At 62.5% G+C, this 16,719-nt stretch carries 14 protein-coding genes; 10 read left to right on the top strand and 4 right to left on the bottom strand.

Translation table 11 applies throughout. The annotated features are described in order from the left end of the window. Positions 1-215: 215 nt before the first annotated feature. The 7 genes from SIC14_RS10075 to SIC14_RS10045 all read left to right on the top strand — a co-directional run bounded on the left by SIC14_RS10075 (position 216) and on the right by SIC14_RS10045 (position 6,738). Positions 216-1,085, top strand: coding sequence for an SPOR domain-containing protein (locus tag SIC14_RS10075; protein ID WP_412565852.1), 870 nt, complete (start codon positions 216-218; stop codon positions 1,083-1,085). A gap of 59 nt (positions 1,086-1,144) precedes the next feature. Beyond that, entirely contained in the window at positions 1,145-2,314 is a 1,170-nt protein-coding gene (locus SIC14_RS10070; RefSeq protein ID WP_412565694.1) for a D-alanyl-D-alanine carboxypeptidase family protein, read from the top strand. Then, positions 2,311-2,970, top strand: a complete 660-nt coding sequence (tmk, locus tag SIC14_RS10065) for a dTMP kinase (RefSeq protein ID WP_412565693.1) — start codon at positions 2,311-2,313, stop codon at positions 2,968-2,970. The genes SIC14_RS10070 and tmk overlap by 4 nt, the downstream gene beginning before the upstream one ends. 3 nt (positions 2,971-2,973) lie before the next feature. After that, on the top strand, positions 2,974-4,095 hold the full coding sequence (locus tag SIC14_RS10060) for a DNA polymerase III subunit delta' (protein WP_412565692.1): 1,122 nt from the start codon (positions 2,974-2,976) through the stop codon (positions 4,093-4,095). A 27-nt stretch (positions 4,096-4,122) separates the two neighbouring features. After that, a complete protein-coding gene (locus tag SIC14_RS10055; RefSeq protein ID WP_412565691.1) occupies positions 4,123-4,929 on the top strand; it encodes a TatD family hydrolase in 807 nt (268 codons plus the stop codon). Continuing rightward, the gene (locus SIC14_RS10050) at positions 4,929-5,726 is read left to right on the top strand and encodes an MBL fold metallo-hydrolase (protein ID WP_412565690.1); all 798 of its coding nucleotides are present in this window, start codon (positions 4,929-4,931) and stop codon (positions 5,724-5,726) included. The genes SIC14_RS10055 and SIC14_RS10050 overlap by 1 nt, the downstream gene beginning before the upstream one ends. Positions 5,727-5,808: 82 nt before the next feature. Further along, positions 5,809-6,738, top strand: a complete 930-nt coding sequence (locus SIC14_RS10045; RefSeq protein ID WP_412565689.1) for an AEC family transporter — start codon at positions 5,809-5,811, stop codon at positions 6,736-6,738. On the opposite strand, the gene SIC14_RS10040 is transcribed toward SIC14_RS10045, so the two are convergent. From SIC14_RS10040 to SIC14_RS10030, 3 genes are read right to left on the bottom strand one after another with little or no spacing between them, the layout of a single operon-like run. After that, positions 6,704-7,522, bottom strand: coding sequence for a metal ABC transporter permease (locus SIC14_RS10040; RefSeq protein WP_412565688.1), 819 nt, complete (start codon positions 7,520-7,522; stop codon positions 6,704-6,706). The genes SIC14_RS10045 and SIC14_RS10040 overlap by 35 nt on opposite strands. Beyond that, positions 7,522-8,304, bottom strand: a complete 783-nt coding sequence (locus SIC14_RS10035) for an ATP-binding cassette domain-containing protein (RefSeq protein WP_412565687.1) — start codon at positions 8,302-8,304, stop codon at positions 7,522-7,524. Before SIC14_RS10035 ends, SIC14_RS10040 begins: the two co-directional genes overlap by 1 nt. Next, positions 8,301-8,819 carry a Fur family transcriptional regulator gene (locus SIC14_RS10030; protein ID WP_412565686.1) on the bottom strand — a complete coding sequence of 173 codons (519 nt, stop codon included), beginning with the start codon at positions 8,817-8,819 and terminating at the stop codon, positions 8,301-8,303. The genes SIC14_RS10035 and SIC14_RS10030 overlap by 4 nt, the downstream gene beginning before the upstream one ends. 136 nt (positions 8,820-8,955) lie before the next feature. Here SIC14_RS10030 and SIC14_RS10025 point away from each other — a divergent pair, with 136 nt between their 5' ends. The 3 genes from SIC14_RS10025 to SIC14_RS10015 all read left to right on the top strand — a co-directional run bounded on the left by SIC14_RS10025 (position 8,956) and on the right by SIC14_RS10015 (position 15,805). Beyond that, complete coding sequence (locus tag SIC14_RS10025) at positions 8,956-10,092, top strand: zinc ABC transporter substrate-binding protein (RefSeq protein WP_412565685.1); 1,137 nt, start codon at positions 8,956-8,958, stop codon at positions 10,090-10,092. Positions 10,093-10,283: 191 nt separating this feature from the next. After that, positions 10,284-12,074: an autotransporter assembly complex protein TamA gene (locus SIC14_RS10020; protein ID WP_412565684.1), complete on the top strand. Its 1,791-nt coding sequence runs from the start codon at positions 10,284-10,286 to the stop codon at positions 12,072-12,074. Continuing rightward, positions 12,074-15,805, top strand: a complete 3,732-nt coding sequence (locus SIC14_RS10015; protein ID WP_412565683.1) for a translocation/assembly module TamB domain-containing protein — start codon at positions 12,074-12,076, stop codon at positions 15,803-15,805. The genes SIC14_RS10020 and SIC14_RS10015 overlap by 1 nt, the downstream gene beginning before the upstream one ends. Here the strand turns inward: SIC14_RS10015 and SIC14_RS10010 are convergent. Next, on the bottom strand, positions 15,802-16,689 hold the full coding sequence (locus tag SIC14_RS10010) for a LysR family transcriptional regulator (protein ID WP_412565682.1): 888 nt from the start codon (positions 16,687-16,689) through the stop codon (positions 15,802-15,804). The two genes, SIC14_RS10015 and SIC14_RS10010, sit on opposite strands and share 4 nt — an antisense overlap. Positions 16,690-16,719 lie beyond the last annotated feature (30 nt).

Here is a 16,719-nt window from a genome sequence, read left to right as displayed (position 1 = left end):
GGGGAATTTCGCCGATCAATTCACGGCAACCGCAGTATCGCTTTCAATATGAACCACATCGGGCTAAGTTGAATTTTGAGGTGGCCGTCCATTAGGCTTGCGAAGACCGGAAAACCGGCGCGTGACAACGGGCGACAGACAGAGGCGAGAGGACCATGGCTTTGCAAAAGGCGGCACAGCAGATGACGCAGGCAGATCGCAGCCCCAAGGCGCGGATGCAGCAACAGAATTCCCGGATCAAGACAGCTCTTTTGATTGGCAGCGCCGCAGCGCTCCTCAGTGCCTGTCAGCCCGGTGCACAGGGGACCGGCTTCAACCTGTTCCAGAAAAAACCAGAAGGCGAGGCCGCGACCTCGGTCAAATTGGTTGAGCGTGACATCGAAGCGCCCGACGTCTTCCAGCAGGCTGAGGCCGGGCTTTGGGACGGGCGGCCGTCGCTGGGGGGCGTCTGGGTGGCGCATCCTGATGTGGCCGATCCCGAACGGGTGATCATCCGCAATGAGGCAAACGGCAAGTTTGTGATCGGCGCCCTGTTCCGCCGGGAACGGGAAAACCCCGGCCCACGGTTCCAGGTCTCCTCAGACGCGGCAGCAGCGCTGTCGATGCTGGCGGGCCAACCGGTGGAGCTGAATGTGACCGCCCTGCGCCGCGAAGAAGTGCCCAGTGAAACGCCTGTTGCCCCCCCTGCGGATCAGGTGGCGGCAGCCGCCGCGCCGGTTGAAACCGAAACGCTGGACCCGATCAGCTCGGCCTCCGCCGCCTTGGACGCGGTGGAAGCGGAGGCCACGGGCAAAGCTGTTGCTGCCGTCCCCGCACCTGCGCCAAAACCGGCAGCACCTACCGCTTCGTCGCTGGAAAAACCCTACCTGCAAATCGGCATCTTCTCGGTCGAAGCCAATGCCAAAGGCGCGGCCAAACAGATGGAAAGCGCCGGCATGCCCGCTGTGGTCAAAGAGGCCAGCCTGAAAGGCAAAACCTACTGGCGCGTGCTGGTTGGCCCGGCCCAGTCCAGCGCCGCCCGCAAAAGCCTGCTGGATCAGATCAAGGCCAAAGGCTTCGCTGACGCCTATGCGGTTCGCAACTGATCGCCCTGAACATCATTGGGGCCACACTGGCCCCGGCAAAACCTGACAGGAGCGTCCCCATGCTCTCTCTTCTGCGCAAAACCGTGACCGGCGCCATGGCGGCCCTGCTGCTTTCAGTACCGGCTTATGCTTTTGAAACCCGTGCCAAGTCCGCCTATGTGGTGGACCTGAACACCGGCACCGTTCTGTTGAACAAAAACGCCGATGTGCCCTTGCCACCGGCGTCGATGTCCAAGCTGATGACGCTCTATATTGCGTTTGAAGCCCTGCGCGATGGCCGCCTCAGCCTGACCGAAAAGCTGCCGGTGTCAGAACACGCCATGAGCTACGGTGGCTCCACCATGTTTCTGGACACCACTGACCGTGTAACGGTCGAGGATCTGGTGCGCGGGATCATTGTCCTGTCCGGCAATGATGCCTGTGCCGTGATTGCCGAGGCGCTTAGCCCCGATGGCACCGAGGCCGGATTTGCCCGCTACATGACCCAGCGGGCGCAGAAGATGGGGATGACCAATTCCACCTTTGCCAATTCCAACGGCTGGCCTGCTGCGGGTCACCGCATGTCGATGCGGGATTTGGCGCTGCTGGCAACGCGTTTGATCGAAGATTTCCCGCAGTATTACCCGATGTTCGCGGAAGAGACCTTTGCCTTTGACGGCCGTGCCCCGCAGAACACCCGTAACCGTAACCCTTTACTGGGTCTGGGCATCGGTGCGGACGGGTTGAAGACCGGTCACACACAGGAAGCGGGCTATGGGCTGGTTGGATCGTCCAAACAAGGCGACCGGCGGGTGGTCTTTGTGATCTCTGGACTGGAAACCTCCAAAGCGCGGGCAAAGGAGGCTGAGACAATTGTGAACTGGTCGTTTCGCCAATTTGTGCTGCGCAACGTCGCCCAAGAAGGATCGGTAGTGGCAGAGGCAGAGGTCTTTATGGGGGCAGTGCCCAGCGTGGGTCTGGCCCCGGCACAGGACATCTTGGCACTGCTGCCTGCTTTGGACGGCAACAGTATCGCCGCCGAGGTGGTCTATGATGGCCCGGTAGAGGCCCCTATCACCAAAGGGCAGGAACTGGGACAGTTGATCCTGAAACCGGAAGGGCTGGAAGAAATCTCTTACCCGCTGGTGGCTGACAAAGACGTGGCTGTTGGCGGTTTCCTGACCCGTGTGACCACGGCCGCATCTGCGCTGCTGCGCCGGTTGGAACAGGGGCCTGAGGGCGCATCGTGACCAACTCATCCAAGACCGGCAAGGCAGGCCAATCCGGCCTGTTCATCAGCTTTGAAGGCATTGATGGCTCGGGCAAGTCCACCCAGTGCCGCCGTCTGGCAGAAACGCTGCAGGCCAAGGGCCATGACGTTGTCCTGACCCGCGAACCGGGAGGTTCGGAAGGGGCCGAGGAAATTCGCGCCCTTGTGCTGCAGGGCGATCCCGACCGCTGGTCGGCTGAGACCGAAATCCTGTTGTTCACCGCCGCCCGCCGCGACCACCTGGAACGCACCATCCTGCCCGCCTTGGCGGCAGGCAAGGTTGTGATCTGCGACCGGTTTGCTGACAGCACCCGCATGTATCAAGGCCTCAGCCGCGGCGACCTGCGTGAAACCGTGGACAAGTTGCACACCCTGATGATCGGCCGTGAACCGGATCTGACCGTTCTGATCGACATGGACCCAGAGATTGGCCTGTCGCGGGCGCTGTCCCGTCAGGGCGTGGAGGAAAGGTTCGAAAGTTTCGGCGCTGACCTGCAGAAACAGATGCGGGCGGGCTTCCTGTCGCTCGCACGGGAATATGCCGATCGCTTCCGCATCATTGATGGAGCCCGCGATATGGACGCGGTGGCGGCGGATGTTTTGGCGACGGCCGAGGCCGCACTGGCAGGGGCCTAAACGATGGCCGAGGTTGAGCTGCCCGAACCCGACCGTGTCGAAGGTGCGCCGCACCCGCGCGAAACCCGCACGTTGTTTGGCCAAGACGCGGCTCAGGCCGAGTTCCTGCAGGCCTTCAATTCCGGTCGCTTACACCATGGCTGGCTGATCACCGGCCCGCAGGGCATCGGCAAAGCCACCTTGGCTTGGCAGATCGCCCGTTTCCTGCTGACCCAACCGGTGGATCAGGGCGCAGGTCTGTTTGGCGAACCCGAAAAGCCCGGCAGTCTGGCGACACCGCCGGATCATCCGGTCGAGGCCCGCATTCAGGCCATGTCGGAACCCGGGCTGTTCCTGCTGCGGCGCGGCCCGAATGAAAAGGGTGACAAGCTGGCAGGCGATATCCTCGTGAAGGAAGTCCGCAAGCTGAAGAACTTCTTTGCGCTCTCGGCGGCTGATGGCGGGCGCCGCGTGGTGATTGTGGATGCGGCCGATGAAATGAATGTCTCGGCGGCCAACGCCCTGCTGAAAGTGCTGGAAGAGCCGCCTGCCAATACCGTGATGCTGCTGGTCTGCCACCAGCCTTCGCGCCTGCTGCCCACCATCCGCTCGCGCTGTCGCGAACTGCGGCTTGCCGCGTTGGGGCCGGAGGATATGGCGCAAGCGCTGGCACAGGCAGAGGCACCCGAAACCAACAACCCTGCCGCCCTGGCTGAACTTTCCGCAGGCTCCGTCGGTGAAGCACTGCGGCTGATGAACCAGAACGGTCTGGCGATCTATCAGGAACTGGTGGACCTCTACGGCACCCTGCCCCGTCTGGATCGCGCCCGCGCCCTCAAACTGGCCGAAAGCGCCGCCGCCCGTGGGGCTGAGGCCAAGCTGGACCTGCTGTTTGCCCTGAACGAATCGCTGCTGGCGCGGCTCGCCCGTTCCGGCGCCATCGGCCAGCCCCCTGCCATCGAGGCCGCGCGTGGCGAAGCCGCATTGATTGCCCGACTGTCACCTGATCCGCACAAAGCCCGCATCTGGGCCAATCTGGCACAAGAGATCGGGGCCCGCACCCGCCACGGTCGGGCCGTCAATCTTGACCCTGCCGCACTCATCCTAGATACGGTTTTCAAGATCCAAAAAACCGCCGCCGGCTGACCCTGCCCGCGCAGGCAAGAGATGAAGATGACCGAGACCATTCAAATCACCGACAGCCACTGCCACCTCGACTTCCCCGATTTTGACGAGGAACGCGACCAGATCGTTTCCCGCGCGGTTGAGGCCGGTGTCTCCCGCATGGTCACCATCTGCACCAAGCTGGAGGCCGAGCCCCGCGTGCGTGCCATTGCCGAGGCCTACGCGCCGGTCTTCTACGCCGCTGGCACCCACCCGATGTCCGCCGCCGAAGTGCCGCTGGTCTCGGTAGAGGATCTGGTGAAACTGGCCGATCATCCCAAGTTTGTCGGCATCGGCGAAAGTGGTCTGGATTACCACTACACCGCCGACAGCGCCAAGGTGCAGCAGGACAGCCTGCTGATCCACATCGAGGCCGCCCGCCGCACCAAACTGCCGCTGATCATCCACGCCCGTTCTGCTGACGCAGACATGGCCCGCATTCTGGAAGGCGAATTCCGCAACGGCGCCTTTTCCTGTGTGATGCACTGCTATTGTTCGGGACCAGAGTTGGCAAAATCGGTGCTGGATCTGGGGTTCTACCTGTCGATGTCCGGCATCGCGACCTTCCCGAAATCGCAAGAGGTGCGTGATATCTTTGCCGCCGCCCCGGTGGACCGCATTCTGGTGGAAACCGACAGCCCTTATCTGGCGCCGAAACCCTTCCGTGGCAAACGTAATGAACCGGGTTATTCGGTGCATACTGCCAAAGTCGGGGCTGAGGTCTTTGGCCTCGACTACGCTGACTTTGCGGCCCGCACGCAGGAAAACTTCGACCGGCTGTTCTGGAAAGCCGCCGCCTATGAGGCCGCTGCCTGATGGCCGAGTTGCGCTTCACCATTCTGGGCTGCGGCTCCTCCGGCGGAGTGCCCCGCATTGGCGGCATCTGGGGGGATTGCGACCCCAGCAACCCCAAGAACACCCGCAAACGCTGCTCGATGTTGGTGGAACGTGTGACCGACGCGGGCACCACCCGCGTGCTGATCGACACCACACCGGATATGCGCCAGCAGCTGCTGGATACGGGTGTGGGCGATCTCGACGGGGTGCTCTGGACCCATGCCCATGCCGACCATATGCACGGGCTGGATGATCTGCGCATGGTGGTTTTCAACATGCGCCGCCGCCTGCCAGTCTGGGCCGATGGGGCCACCCAGGCCCGCCTGCTGAGCTCTTTCGGCTATGCCTTTGTGCAGCCCGAAGGCTCGCCCTATCCGCCAATTCTGGATCTGCACACCATCGACGGCGACGTCACGGTAGAAGGCGCCGGTGGCCCCATCACCTTCACCCCGTTTGAGGTCAACCACGGCAGCATCGACTCGCTGGGCTTCCGGATCAAAAACCTCGCCTATCTGCCCGATGTGGCCGAGATCCCCGACAGCGCCCTGCCGCATCTCGAAGGGCTCGACGTCTGGGTCCTCGACGCGCTGCGGCGCAGCCCGCACCCCACCCATTTCCATTTGGACCGGGCGCTGGAGTGGCTCGACCGGATGCAGCCCAAGCGCGGCGTGCTGACCAATATGCACGTCGATCTGGACTATGACACAATCGAGGCGGAAACCGCCGACCATATCTCCGTGGCCTATGACGGGATGGTGATCTCTCTGCCCGATTGATCGCGTTCTTCTTGGCCAAAATATCCCCGCCGGAGGCATCTGCCCCGGCCTCTGAACGCCAAGGCTGAGTGTAAAGCGCCCGATGCAAGATCTGTTCAACATCATCCTGCCCGTCTTCCTGGTGATCGGGATCGGCTATATCGGCACCCGGCGCGGCTATATGAGCGGCGATCAGATCGACGGGTTGATGAAATACACCCAGAACTTCGCCATTCCCTGTCTGCTGTTCACCGCCATTGCACGGCTGGATCTGGGGCAGAGCTTTGACTGGCGGCTGCTGTTGGCGTTCTACATTGGTGCCGGCACCAGCTTTACACTGGCGGCACTGGGCACGCGCAGCCTGTTTAAACGCGCCGGCATGGATTCGGTTGCCATCGGGTTCATCGGGTTGTTTTCCAACTCCGTCATTTTGGGGCTGGCGATCACCGAACGTGCTTATGGGGCGGAAGCGCTGGCGGCGAATTTCGCCATTGTCTCAATCCATGCGCCGTTTTGCTATTTCCTCGGCATCACTGTGATGGAGGTGGTGCGCGGCCGGGGCCAAGGGGTGGGGCGCATGGCGGTTAACGTTGGCAATGCCATGTTCCGCAATGCGCTGGTGGTGGCCCTAGCGCTTGGCTTTGTTGTAAATCTCACTGGCTTTGCCGTGCCAGAGCCCGCGCAGGTGGCATTGGATCTGATTGCCCGCACAGCGCTGCCCGCAGCGCTTTTCGGGCTTGGCGGTGTGCTTGTCCGGTACAAGCTGGCAGGCGATCTGCGGGTGATTGCCTATGTGCTGTCAATGTCGCTGGTACTGCATCCGGCCATTGTCATCACACTTGGCACCGTGCTGAATTTAGGCGAAGCCGCTCTGCGCTCGGCTGTGATCACCGCCGCGATGGCACCGGGGATCAACACCTACCTCTTTGCCTCGATGTATGGCGTCGGGCAGCGTGTCGCAGCCTCCTCCGTGCTGATCGGTACCGTGTTCAGCATCTTTACGGTCTGGATCTGGCTGCAAATCCTGCCTTGAGGCTGGCGCCCAGGCTCACCAGCGCAAAAACAATCGCCGCCGCGCAGACAATGCTGGGCCCCGCCGGTGTGTCGAGGATCAAGGCCCCCTGCAATCCGCCGATCACCGCCAAGGCCCCAATCGCGGCCGCAACAAAGGCCATGCTTTCAGGCGTTTTCACCAGTGGACGCGCGGCGGCAGGTGGCACGATCAGCAAGGCGGCGATCAGCAGGGCGCCAACCACTTTCATTGCAACGGCCACCACCACCGCCAGCGCCAATGTCAGCACCAGTTGTTCCCGTTTGGGATCAAAGCCGCTGGCATAGGCCAAGTCCGGGTTCAGTGTTGACAACAGCAGCGCCGACCAGCGCCAGACAACCAGCCCCAGCACCAAGGCCGCGCCGCCCCAGATTACGGCCAGATCGCTATGCCCAACGGCCAGAATATCACCAAACAGATAGGCCATCAGATCCACCCGCACGCCTTGCAGGAATGACACCGCCACCAGACCAAAGGCCAGCGCCGAATGGCTCAGCACCCCCAACATCGTGTCCATCCCGTACCCACGCCCGGTCAGCGAACTGACCGTGATCGCCATCGCCAAGGCCACCAGCAAAACCCCTGCGAAAACGGAAATTTGGAAACTCAACGCCAGCGCCACCCCCAGAATGGCTGCATGCGCTGTGGCATCGCCAAAGTAGGCCATGCGACGCCAAACCACAAAACTGCCCAGTGGGGCGGCAGCGATCACCACCCCCAGACCCGCCAGCATTGCACGCATCATGAAATCATCCAGGATGGCCATCAGCTTGCTTTCTCATGGGGGTGATCATGGGCATGATCAGAAGGATGGTCGTGCAAACAGTTGCCCTCCACATCATGTTCGTGATCGTGGTCATGGCGGTAGAGCGCCAACGCCCCGCCCGTGCCGGATCCAAACAGCGCCCGATATTCCGGGGCCGAGGCCACCAGTTCCGGTGTGCCATGGCAACAGACATGCCCGTTGAGGCAGACCACACGGTCGCTGGCCGCCATCACCACATGCAGCTCATGGCTGACCATCAGCACCGCACAGCCCTGTCGCTGACGGATCTCTTCAATCTCGCGGTAGAAGGCTGCGGACCCGGGTTGGTCCAGCCCCTGCGTCGCCTCATCCAGGATCAGCAGATCCGGCTTTTCCAGCATGGCGCGCGCCAGCAGCACCCGCTGGAACTGACCGCCGGACAAGGCCGCCATCTGTCGATCAGCCAAATCCGGCACGCCGGATCGGGTCAGCACCCGATCAACGGTTGCGCGGTCCACCCGGCGCGGCAGGCCAAGGAAACGGGCAACGGTTATCGGCAGTGTCGGATCGATCTGCAGTTTCTGCGGCACATAGCCAATCCGCAGCCCCGGCGCCCGCGTCACAGACCCGCTGGACGGTTTCAGCGCGCCGATCACAGTTTTCATCAAGGTCGATTTGCCCGACCCATTGGGCCCGACCACCGTGACAATCTCACCTTTGTCGATGTGGAAATCCACATCGGTCAGCGCCACGGTCGCCCCTTGGCGCACCGCAGCCCCCTTGATCTCGATGAGGCGTGTCACTTACCCGTCTCCGCATCATCTGCACAGAGCGGGCACAGCCCTTCGGCTTCGACCACGGCCTGTTCAATCTGAAAACCTGCCGCAGCGGCCGCTTTGCCCAGCAGCCCTTCGGCCGGGCGGGTTTCGGCCTCGGCCACTTTGTTGCAGGTCCGGCAGATCAGAAAGGCGGGGGTATGCGCCGCGCCGGGATGGGCGCAGGCGACGAAGGCATTCAGCCGTTCCACCTTATGGGCAAAGCCGTGTTTGACCAAAAAATCCAGGGCCCGATAGGCCACGGGAGGCTGCGACCCCAGCCCTTCTTCGCGCAGGATATCAAGGATCTCATAAGCCCCCATCGCACGATGTTCGGACAGCAGAATTTCTGCCACCCTCCGCCGCACCGGCGTCAGCTGCAGCTTCTTTTCCGCACATTGCGCCGCTACCGCCGCCACACCGTCACTAACACAATGGGCGTGATCGTGATGCGCAAACCCCTTGGCGGCATCCTGCGTTGTGTCGGTGGGGGAACGGGTCATGAAAGCTCCTGCAGCGCTGAACGGACAAGATGGGCTGGCAAATTGGGCAACACCCCACCTTTGGACTTGTATTGTTATACTATACGATCTACAAGCCCGCCATACCGAATGTTATAAAGTAACACACGAGATCCCAATGCCGCGCTTTCTGTTCCCTTCTGCCGCTCTGGCAACCGCTTTTGCCGCCTTCCCAGCCATGGCGGACGTCCCCAATGTTGTGACCGACATTGCGCCGGTGCATTCGCTGGTCGCGACAGTCATGGGCGAACTCGGCGCACCCGAATTGCTGGTTGACCCCGGCAGCTCGCCGCATTCCTACGCGCTGCGCCCGTCGCAGGCACGCGCCCTGGACAAGGCTGATCTGGTGGTCTGGATCGGCGAGCCGCTGACCCCCTGGCTGCATGATCCGCTGGAGACCCTGGCCGGCAGCGCCGCGCAGCTGGAGCTGCTGGAAGCGGACGGCACCATCCAATATGCGTTCCGCGAAGAGGTGGTCTTTGCCCATTCGGATGACGCGGAAGAGCATGAAGACCATGCGGATCACGATCACGACGATCACGACGATCACGACGATCACGACGATCATGCGGAACATGACGAAGAAGAGCATGGCCACGCCGAAAAGCACGATGAACACGACCATGATGGCGATGGCCATCAGGACCATGCGGCGGAAGACCACGAAGACCATCACGACGCACATGATGACGACCATGCCGATGAGCAAGATCACGGTCATGACCACGCCCATGACCACGACGGGTTGGACCCGCACGCCTGGCTTGATCCGGAAAACGGTCGCATCTGGCTGGGCCTGATTGCCGAACAACTGGCCACGCTTGACCCCGAAAATGCTGCTACCTACCGTGCCAATGCCGCAGCGGGTCAGGATCAGCTTGCAGGCATGATTGGATCGCTGGAGGCAAAACTGGAGCCGCTTGAGGGGAAGCCCTTTGTCGTCTTCCACGATGCCTACCAGTACTTTGAAACCCGCTTCCACCTGCGGGCTGTTGGGGCGATCCGCCTGTCGGACGCCTCTGACCCCAGCCCAGCGCGGATTGCCGAAATCCAAGAGGCCGTCGCACAGAGCGGCGTGGTTTGCGCCTTCTCTGAGCCGCAGTACAACCCGCGTCTGATCCAGACCGTATTTGCCGGCACTCAGGCCAAAACGGCTGAGATTGACCCCATTGGCCTGAAACTCGCGCCTGGCGCGACCCTCTACCCCGCGCTGATCGAAGCGCTGGCAAACGAAGTGGTTTCCTGTCTGGATTGACGAACGGACATTCGCCGGACAGCACTGAACGCCCGCGCCAATCGGTTGCGGGCGTTTTTTTGCCTGTTCACGCGGCAATAAACCAAACGGCAATAGTGATCCGACTGCGAAGCGCCTAAGGTGGCGCTATCTGATTTGGACCGACTGCTGCGCCCGTGACAATTATTCGCTCTTTCTCTGCCCGCTGTTGCGTGGGCCTCAGATCTGCCGTCTCTGGCGTGCTGGCCGCGCTGATCCTATCCGCGACCGGTGCTGCTGCCTTGGAAACCTTCACCCTGACTCTGCCAGATGGCGATGAAGACGGGTTGGAACGGAAACTCCGGGCTGCCTCTGTGGTGCGGCAGGCTCAGGGGGATGGCAGCACAGATCCACAAGACCTCTTCTCCGCCGCTTTGGCTGAATATCGTCGTTTGACCGAAGTGCTCTATGCCAATGGCTATTATTCCGGTGTCATCAATGTGCGGATCGACGGGCGTGAGGCAGCCTTGATCCCCGCAACGGCCCGTTTGCAGGCTGTTCGGTCCATCGCCATCAGCGTCACCCCCGGCCACCCCTTCACCTTTGGCCGCGCCGAGATCAGCCCGCTGCCTCAAACCGCCACCCTGCCCGAGGGGTTCCGCGCGGGCGCGCGGGCGGGTGCGGAAACGGTGCTGGCCACCAGCACCGCCGCGCAGACCGCATGGCGGGACGCAGGCCATGCCAAGGTTCGGGTCAGCACACAGGACCTGTCAGCCAATCACGCCACCAACCGTCTTGATGTGGCCATCAGGCTTAATCCCGGCCCAGTGGTGCGATTTGGCAGCCTTCTGCCCGAAGGCAGCACCCAAGTTCGCCCCACGCGTATTCACGAAATCGCCGGGCTGCCAGTGGGGCAACAGTTCTCCCCCGCTGAGGTGACAAAAGCCGCCAATCGCCTGCGCCGCAGCGGTGCTTTCCGCTCGGTGGCGCTTTCCGAGGCCGACACACTTGGACCAGACAACACGCTGGATATTGCGGCCGCTTTGGTTGATGCACCGCAGCGCCGGTTTGGCGCGGGGGTGGAATTGTCCAACCAGCAGGGGCTGCAGCTGTCGGGCTTCTGGCTGCATCGCAACCTCTTTGGCGGCGCGGAACGGTTTCGGATTGCGGGTGAGATCAGCGACATCACCGGCACCGGCAATGAGATCGACTACCGGCTTGGCACCCGCCATGACCGGCCTGCCAGTTTTGGCCCAGACACCACCGCCTTCCTGCGCTTTGATCTCAGCTCTGAACAGGAACCGCTCTATGATCTGGACACCGTCGCATTGGGTCTTGGCGCCAACCGCATCCTCAGTGACCATGTAACTGGGTCGGTGGAACTGGCCTTCAGCCACGCCCGCACCACCGACGCCTTTGGCACCCGCGATTTCACCCTTGCGCAGCTGCCACTGACCTTGGACTGGGATCACCGTTCTTCTGAACTGAACCCGACCTCGGGCCATTTGGTGAAGGCCAGTTTCACGCCCTACCTCGGCCTGTCTGGCGCCGAAAGCGGCGGTCAGTTCAAACTGGACAGCCGCCTGTACCGCAATCTCGGCAGTGACCGCTTGGTGGCAGCGGGCCGGCTGCAGCTTGGGTCTGTTGTCGGCTCTTCGCTGGCGGGCACTGCCCCTGATTTTCTGTTTCAGTCCGGCGGTGGCGGCACTGTACGCGGGCAGCCCTATCAATCGCTGGGCGTTGCCTCGGGCGGCGGCACCTCGGGCGGGCGCAGTTTCCTGGGCCTTTCGGGGGAATTGCGCGCCAGGGTCAGCGACAGCATAAGCCTCGTCGGTTTTGCAGATGCTGGCTACATCGGGGCCGAAAGCCTCTATAACGGCAGCGGCAACTGGCACGCAGGCGCGGGTCTGGGCCTGCGCTATGACACCTCAGTGGGCCCGATCCGGCTGGACGTTGCGGCACCGATTTCAGGCGATACCGGCGACGGGGTGCAGGTCTATATCGGGATAGGGCAGGCGTTTTGATGACAGGTCACCTTCGCCATATTCTCTTGGGCGCCTCCCTGCTCACCCCACTTGCAGCGCCTCTTGCAGCGCAGGATCAGGACGAACGCGGCTATCTGGAAGCGCTGCTAGAAGATGCGCTGTCAGATGCAGGCCGGTCGGTTGATATCATCGGCTTTGAAGGCGCGCTGTCCTCAACCGCCACAATCGACACGCTGACGATTGCCGATGACGCAGGCATCTGGCTACGGCTGGAAGAGGTCACACTGGACTGGAACCGCACCGCCCTGCTATCGGGCCGGCTGGAGGTCAACGCGCTGACTGCGGATCTGGTCGATCTGCCACGACTGCCCGCGCCAAGCACCGCCACAACCCTGCCCAGCGCCGAAGCCCAGCCCTTTGCCCTACCGGAATTGCCTGTCTCGATCGACATCGCCAATCTGGCAATTGCCGAGGCACGCTTTGGCGCACCTGTCTTGGGCCAGCCTGTCACCCTGCGTCTGAAAGGGTCTGCCGCATTGGCCGAGGGCGCAGGCAACGCCGGTCTGGACGTCACCCGCACCGACGGGCCTGAAGGCCAGATCGCCCTGAGTGCCAGCTACTCCAACGTCACCACCGAAGCGCGGATTGACCTATCGGTGAAAGAGGCGACGGGCGGTCTGGTTGCAACCAGCCTGAACCTGCCCGATGCCCCTGCCCTCGCGCTGACCCTGAACGGTGCAGGCCCCCTTAGCGATTTCAACGCCACCACGACCCTGCTCTCGGATGGGGAGGAACGGCTGAATGGACGCTTCACCCTCTCCGCCGATGCCACACAGCCCGAACGCCAGACCTTCGATGCGACGCTTAACGGGGACCTGACCACCTTGTTTGCCCCAGAGCACCGCGCGTTTTTTGGCGACGCCCTGACGCTTGAAGCCCGCGGATACGCAGAGGCAGACGTGCTGGCCCTGTCCCGGTTTGATCTGCAGGCAGAGGCCATCGCCGTCAGCGGCGAAATGCGGCTGGAGGCGGGCTGGCCACGTTTGATCGCCATCGAAGGCCAGTTGGCCCACGCCGAAGGATCACCGGTGCGCCTGCCCCTGAGCGGGGCGCCAACAACGGTGCAGTCGGCCAGTTTCACCCTGCACCACGACGCCAGCCGTTCCCCGGACTGGCAATTGGACGCGCTGCTGGACCGGTTTTCCAATGCTGCGGCCCAGATCACGGAAGCTCAGCTGACCGGTCGCGGCACAATCGCAGCGGCGGATTACGACGGTGCACTGGAGTTTTCGGTAAACGGCCTCACCCCCAGCGACCCTGCCCTTGCCACGGCCGCTGGCGCCAGCGTGCAGGGCAGCACCCGCTTTTCAGGCGGGTCCGACAGCCCTTTTCGTTTTAGCGACCTACGGATGACCGGGGTGGATTATGGCCTCTCCGGGGCTTTGACATTGGACCTCACCTCTGGCGCACTCGCGCCGGACCTGCATTTGACCGCTGCCAATCTCAGCCGTTTTGCAGACCTTGCGGGCATTGCGGTTTCAGGCGCGGGGGAGTTGGGGATCACCGGCACCATCGCCCCGCTTGCGGACAGTTTTGACCTGACCATCGAAGGCGCAACGCAGGATCTGGCGCTTGCGGAGCCCCGTCTAGATCCCTTTCTGACAGGCCGCGCGGATCTATCGCTTACGGCCCGCCGTGACCAGTCCGGAACCGAGATTGCACCTCTGGCGCTCTCGACCCCGTTGGTCGACCTGACTGGCACAGCCGCCTTGCACAGCACAAACAGCCACGCCCGGCTCACCGCAACGGTCAAAGACCTCAGCCCGGTGCATCCGGACATGGCGGGCGCGGCACAGCTGACATTGCAAACGACACAGACTCAAGTGGACATCTGGCAGATCGCTACCTCGCTGGCGGCCCCTGCGGATGCACATTTTGCCTTCGACGGAACGATAGAGGCAGCGCTCTCTGATGCACCGGTGATCACCGGCAGCAGCACGCTGCAAATGCCGAACCTAGCCGCCTATGCCGCTTTGGCAGGGCAGAAGGTAACTGGGGCATTCACATTAGAGGCCACGGGTTCAGCTCAACCGCTGCAACAAGCCTTTGATCTGACGGCAACACTGACGTCCATTGACCCAGCTATGGCCAACCCGCTGGTCACCGCCCTGTTGCGCGGTCAAACCACCGTCGTGATGCAGGCCGAGAAATCCGAGACCTCACCGATTGTGCTGCGCCAGTTTGACCTCAGCGGGCGCGAATTGACCGCCAGCCTGACCGGCACCGGCGATCTTGGCTCTGCCGATGTGCGTTACACCGCCCGCCTGCGTGATCTTGCCCTGCTTGGCGCCGGTATCAGCGGTGCCGCCGAAGCCATCGGGCGCGCGGTGATGCTGGGAACAGACTGGCAAGTAGACAGCGCCCTGACCGGGCCGGGGGGCGCCCAGCTGACAACCACGGGCACCTTGGCGCAGGATTTCACCACCGCCGCGTTGGCGATCACGGGCGATGTACCTTTGAGCCTTGCCAATCCGCTGATCCAGCCGCGTAGCCTGCAGGGCAATGCGGCGCTGGACCTGCGTCTGGATGGCCCGCTTGGGCCGGAAGGCTTGAGCGGGCGCGTTTCCCTGGCCGGTGCCCGTCTGGCCCTGCCGACCCTGCGTCAGGCTGTGGAGGAGATTTCGGGCCAGATCCGGCTGGCACAGAACCGCGCTATTCTCGATCTGTCTGCCCGCCTTGCCGCAGGGGGGGGGATCGCCCTCAACGGACCTGTCTCTCTGACCGCAGGCAACACAGCCGACCTGCTATTGGAGCTGCAAGACATCAAAGCGCAGGACCCCAGCCTCTACAGCACCACTTTGGACGGTGCGCTGGTCATCACTGGGCCGCTGAGCGGTGCGGGGTTGGTCCGTGGCACACTTACGCTGGGCGAGACGGAGTTGCGCATTCCGGCCAATGCCGCCCCCCGCTTTGCCAGCCTGCCGGGCTTGAAACACCAGTTTGAACCCGCAAACACGCGCCGCACCCGCCGTTGGGCAGGCCTGATCGAGACAGGCACCTCCGCCTCGGGGCCGGCTATTGCGTTGGACCTGACGGTGAATGCCCCCTCAAGAATCTTTGTGCGGGGACGTGGCTTGGACGCGGAACTGGGGGGCAGTCTCAACATTTCAGGCACCACCAATGCGGTGCGCCCCGACGGCCAGTTCGATCTGATCCGCGGTCGGCTGGATATTCTGGGCAAACGGCTGGACCTGACCGAAGGGCTGATCCAGTTGCAGGGAGCCTTTGATCCCTTCCTGCGTTTTGTAGCGGAAACCCAGGCCGAAGATGTCACCGCGCAGATCACCATCGAAGGCCCCGCCAGCGCACCTGCCTTGCGTTTTGCTTCCAGCCCTGACCTGCCCGAGGATGAGGTGCTGGCCCTGCTGCTGTTTGGCCGTGACCTGACGACGATTTCGCCATTGCAGGCGGTACGTCTGGCCGCTGCCATCCGCACCCTGGCGGGTCAGGGCGGCGAGGGGCTGACCGGACGGCTGCGGCAGGGGCTGGCGCTGGATGATCTGGACGTCACCACCAAGGACGACGGCACCACAGAGGCGCGACTGGGCAAATACATCAACGAAAACATCTACACAGAGGTCACCGCCGACTCTGCCGGCAAAAGCCAGATTGATCTGAACCTGCAACTCTCCCCCTCGGTGACGGCCAAGGGGCGGTTGGGATCAGATGGCGAAACGGGTATCGGCCTGTTTATCGAACGGGACTATTAAACCGCTGCGCGCTGGTCAAAATGGGCCCAGATATGGCGCCCCACCGGACCAAGCGCCTGATTGGCAGGGCGGGCCATCACAATCGGCAGCGCGACCTCACCCAAGGTGGGCAGACACACCACCTGACCGGCTGCAACGGCATCGTTGATCATGTGGCGCGGCAGCCGTCCCCATCCCATCCCAGCGGCAATCAACGTCCTCTTGGCGTGCAGATCGCTGACAAACCATTTCTGGGTTTCCTGCAGCAGCCCCGTGTCCGGCAACTGCGCATCGGAGGATTTCACCACAATCTGCGGATGGCGTGTCAGATCGCTGCGGGTGATCCGGCGCAGACCCGCATTTGTCCCAAACGCGGTTTCCGGCAGCAGCGCGGGCGCAATGACCAGGGGCATTTCCATCGTTTCAATGGCCAGGTAGTCCAGCCCGCTGTCCCGTTTCGGCGCACCAAAGATGGCCAGATCTACCGCCCCCTCCTGCAGATCATGCGCCCCAGTTTCAACGTCGCAATCAAGATGCAAAACGGTGTTGGGGAACGTTTTTTGCACTGCCAGCAGGATCTCGGTCAGGCGCTCCACGGGATAGATACTGCTCACCCCCAGTCGCAGCTCTGCCTCGACCACCCCGCGCAGTTCCTCGGCATAGGCGTCAAAGGCTTCGGCCTGCTGCAACAGGTGGGAAATCCGCGGCAGCAACAGCCGCCCTTCATGGGTCAGCTCGGCCCGGTAGGAGGATCTGTCAAACAGCTGCAACTGATACTGCTCTTCAACCAGCTTCACCGAATAGGACACGGCAGAGCGCGCCTTGTGCAGCTTTTCAGCCGTCAACTGAAAGCTGCCCGTTTCGATGATCGTGCGGATGACATGCAGGTTGTCGAGATGGATCATGTTCAGTTATTACGAACAAGTTGATCAGAA

The organism is Thalassobius sp. MITS945101 (assembly GCF_047123305.1).
GTDB lineage: Bacteria > Pseudomonadota > Alphaproteobacteria > Rhodobacterales > Rhodobacteraceae > Thalassobius.
This window is presented reverse-complemented; position numbering and strand designations above follow the sequence as displayed.